The 3,134-nt window shown below is 70.8% G+C and carries 3 protein-coding genes; all 3 read left to right on the forward strand.

The window, feature by feature from the left end; all coding sequences use genetic code 11:
- Window positions 1–216 precede the first annotated feature (216 nt).
- The 3 genes from AB1609_19335 to AB1609_19345 are packed head-to-tail and all read left to right on the forward strand — an operon-like array spanning window position 217 to window position 3,032.
- Window positions 217–681, forward strand: a complete 465-nt coding sequence (locus AB1609_19335) for an ACT domain-containing protein (protein ID MEW6048596.1) — start codon at window positions 217–219, stop codon at window positions 679–681.
- A gap of 46 nt (window positions 682–727) precedes the next feature.
- Window positions 728–1,765 carry a ketol-acid reductoisomerase gene (ilvC, locus tag AB1609_19340; protein MEW6048597.1) on the forward strand — a complete coding sequence of 346 codons (1,038 nt, stop codon included), beginning with the start codon at window positions 728–730 and terminating at the stop codon, window positions 1,763–1,765.
- Between the two features lie 25 nt (window positions 1,766–1,790).
- Window positions 1,791–3,032 (forward strand): 2-isopropylmalate synthase, encoded by a 1,242-nt coding sequence (locus AB1609_19345; protein ID MEW6048598.1) that lies wholly within the window; start codon window positions 1,791–1,793, stop codon window positions 3,030–3,032.
- Window positions 3,033–3,134: the final 102 nt, after the last annotated feature.

The raw sequence follows: 3,134 nt of genomic DNA on the forward strand, positions 1-3,134 counted from the left end.
AGAGAGCCGGGGTTGGTGGGAACCGGCGCCAGGTGACCGGCGAACTCGCCCCGGAGCCGTCCCGGGGAACGCTCGCCTGCGCGAGCCAGTAGCCGGGACCGGCGGCCCGGCCGGGCAAGCAGATGCGCGACGCGCCCGCTCCAGGGCAGCGAGAGGCGCTTGCCAGCAGGGGTCGTCGTTAGCCAAAGGGTTCGCCAGACGCGGGCTGTAAGCCGTTTGCAGCGGCCCGTCTGCGAACTCGCTGAGGCCGTCGCCGCGAGGTGGCGGCAAGCGGGGTGGTACCGCGAAGCGTTCTTCGCCCCCGGACCCTCCACCCGGGTCCGGGGCGGGGAACGCTTTTTTGTTGCTCCAACCGACCCCCCAGGCGAGGAGGTGACAAAGATGGTGCGCCTGATGGCGCTGGTTGCCGACGAGGTCGGCGCGGTTCGCCGCATCTGCGGGGTCTGCGAAAGCCGCCGCTACCGCGTGCGGTCGCTTTCGGTCGATCCCTCCAGCCTGCCCGGCGTCCTGCACGTCAGCCTGGCAGTGGATGAACCGGCGGACCGGGCGGAGCGGCTGGCCGCGCAGCTTCGCCGGCTCATCGATGTGATCAGCGTCGATGCCGGCGACGCCCCCCGCCCCGAGCCGGCGGTAGGCGTGGCCGCCCGCGCCGCTGTTGAGGCTGTCCGTGTCACCGGTTAGGCGGCACGCCCGCAGGGCGTGAAGCACCGGAAGGAGGTACTGGAGGATGGCCAGGGTTTACTACGACCGCGACGCCGACCCGACCCGCATCCGCCGGCGGAGGGTGGCGATCATTGGCTATGGCAGCCAGGGCCATGCCCAGGCGCTCAACCTCCGCGACCGCGGCGTCGAGGTGGTCGTCGGCGTCCGCTCGGGCCCCAGCGCCGAGCGCGCCCGGTCGGACGGTTTCGACCCTGTCTCCCCTGCCCGGGCCGCGGCCGCGGCCGACGTCATCGTCATGCTGATCCCCGACGAGCAACAGCCGGCGGTGTACGAAGCCGAGATCGCGCCCCACCTCTCGTCCGGCAAGGCCCTCGCCTTCTCCCATGGCTTCAACATCCACTACGGCCAGATTCGCCCGCCGGTCGACGTGGACGTGTTCATGGTCGCGCCCAAGGCTCCGGGGCACCTGTTCCGCCGGCTGGTGCGCGACGGCATGGGAGTCCCCGGGCTGCTGGCGGTGGCGCAGGATGCCTCCGGCGAGGCCAGGGATCTGGCCCTGTCTTACGCCTGGGGCGTCGGGTGCACCCGCGCCGGCGTGATCGAGACCACGTTCAAAGAGGAGACCGAGACCGACCTGTTCGGCGAGCAGACCGTGCTGTGCGGCGGCGTGACCGAACTGGTCAAGGCGGGGTTCGAGACGCTGACCGAGGCGGGCTACCAGCCAGAGATCGCCTACTTCGAGTGCCTCAACGAGTTGAAGCTCATCGTGGACCTGATGTACGAGGGCGGGCTCAGCCGCATGCGCCGCTCGATCAGCAACACCGCCGAATACGGCGACCTGACCCGCGGCCCTCGGGTGATCGACGAGTCGGTGCGCCGGCGCATGCGGGAGATCCTGGCCGAGATCCAAACGGGCGCGTTCGCCCGGGAGTGGATCCTGGAGAACAAGGCCGGCCTGCCGGTCATGAACGCCCGCCGGGCCCAGGAAGCCCAGCACCCTATCGAGCGGGTCGGCCGAGAGCTGCGGGCGATGATGGACTGGCTGTCGCGGGACGAGCGACACGAGCCCACGGCCGCCAGGCCCAGCGCCGCCGCAAGCTGACCCGGAGAAAGGGGGTTACCCCGCGATGGATCGGGTACAGATCTTCGATACGACCCTGCGCGACGGCGAGCAGACGCCCGGTGTGGCGCTGACGGTGGACGAAAAGGTGGACACCGCGCAGCGGCTGGCCGCCCTTCGGGTCGACGTGATCGAGGCCGGGTTCCCGATCTCGTCGGAGGGCGAGTTCGAGGCGGTCTCCCGGATCGCCGCCGAGGTCCGCGGGCCGGTGATCGCCGCCATGGCCCGCACGACGCAGCAGGACATCGACCGCGCCTGGAAGGCCATCTCGGCGGCCGAACGCCCGCGCATCCACGTGTTTTGCTCCACCTCGCCCATCCACATGGAGTACATGCTGCACCTGCGGGAGGAGGCCGTACTGCGGCTCGTTCGCGAAACGGTCGCCTACGCCCGGTCCCTCTGCCCCGAGGTGGAGTTTTCCGCGCAGGACGCGACGCGTTCGGACGTCGGCTTCCTGGTGGAGGTGACGGCGGCGGCCATCGAGGCGGGCGCGACCACGATCAACCTGCCGGACACGGTCGGCTGCGCCACGCCGTGGACGTACGGCCGCATGTTCGAAGAGGTGATGGCTCGAGTTCCCGGGGCCGGCCGGGTGGTTTTCAGCGCCCATACGCACGACGACCTGGGCATGGCGGTCGCAAACGCCCTGGCCGCAGTCCGGGCCGGCGCCCGGCAGGTCGAGTGCACCATCAACGGGATCGGCGAGCGCGCCGGCAACTGCTCCCTGGAAGAGGTGGTCATGGCGCTGCAGGTGCGGCGCGACGTGTTTGGCGTGACGACCGGCGTCGACACCACGAAACTCGCACCGACCAGCGCCGCCGTCGCCCGGGTCACGGGCGTCCCGGTTCCCCCCAACAAGGCGGTGGTCGGAGCCAACGCCTTCGCCCACGAGTCGGGCATCCACCAGGACGGCGTGATCAAAAACCCGTTGACCTACGAGATCATGCAGCCGCACGAGGTCGGCGCCGGCGGGTCGCAGCTCGTGTTGGGCAAGCACTCAGGCCGCCACGCCGTGCGCCTGGAGCTTGAGCGGATGGGCGTGAAGTTGCCCGAGGACCAGTTCCGCCAGGTGTTCCGGATGTTCAAGGCGCTGGCGGACCGGCGCGAGTTCGTCAGCAGGGACCTGTTCGTCCAGCTCGTGCAACAGGTGCAGGGGGCCGATGCGCAGGCGAACGGGGCCGAGAAGGCGCAAGAGAGCGTTGAGCAACGAGAAGGGGCCGCCCGGCGGACCGCCGCTCACGGCGCCTGACCCCCCAGGCGTGGAGCGTAACGATCCGCTGGCGACCCCCCATCCAGGGCGCGCAGCCGGCGGCGTCCTTGCCCGGGACGCCGGCTGCGGGCGGGGGAGCAG

This window comes from Bacillota bacterium, assembly GCA_040754675.1.
Classification (GTDB): domain Bacteria; phylum Bacillota; class Limnochordia; order Limnochordales; family Geochordaceae; genus Geochorda.

What these genes read in the sequence shown, in the direction of transcription:
- ilvC (MEW6048597.1), top strand. Translation starts at nt 728, where the DNA reads ATGGCCAGGGTTTACTACGACCGCGACGCCGACCCGACCCGCATCCGC.
- AB1609_19345 (MEW6048598.1), top strand. Translation starts at nt 1,791, where the DNA reads ATGGATCGGGTACAGATCTTCGATACGACCCTGCGCGACGGCGAGCAG.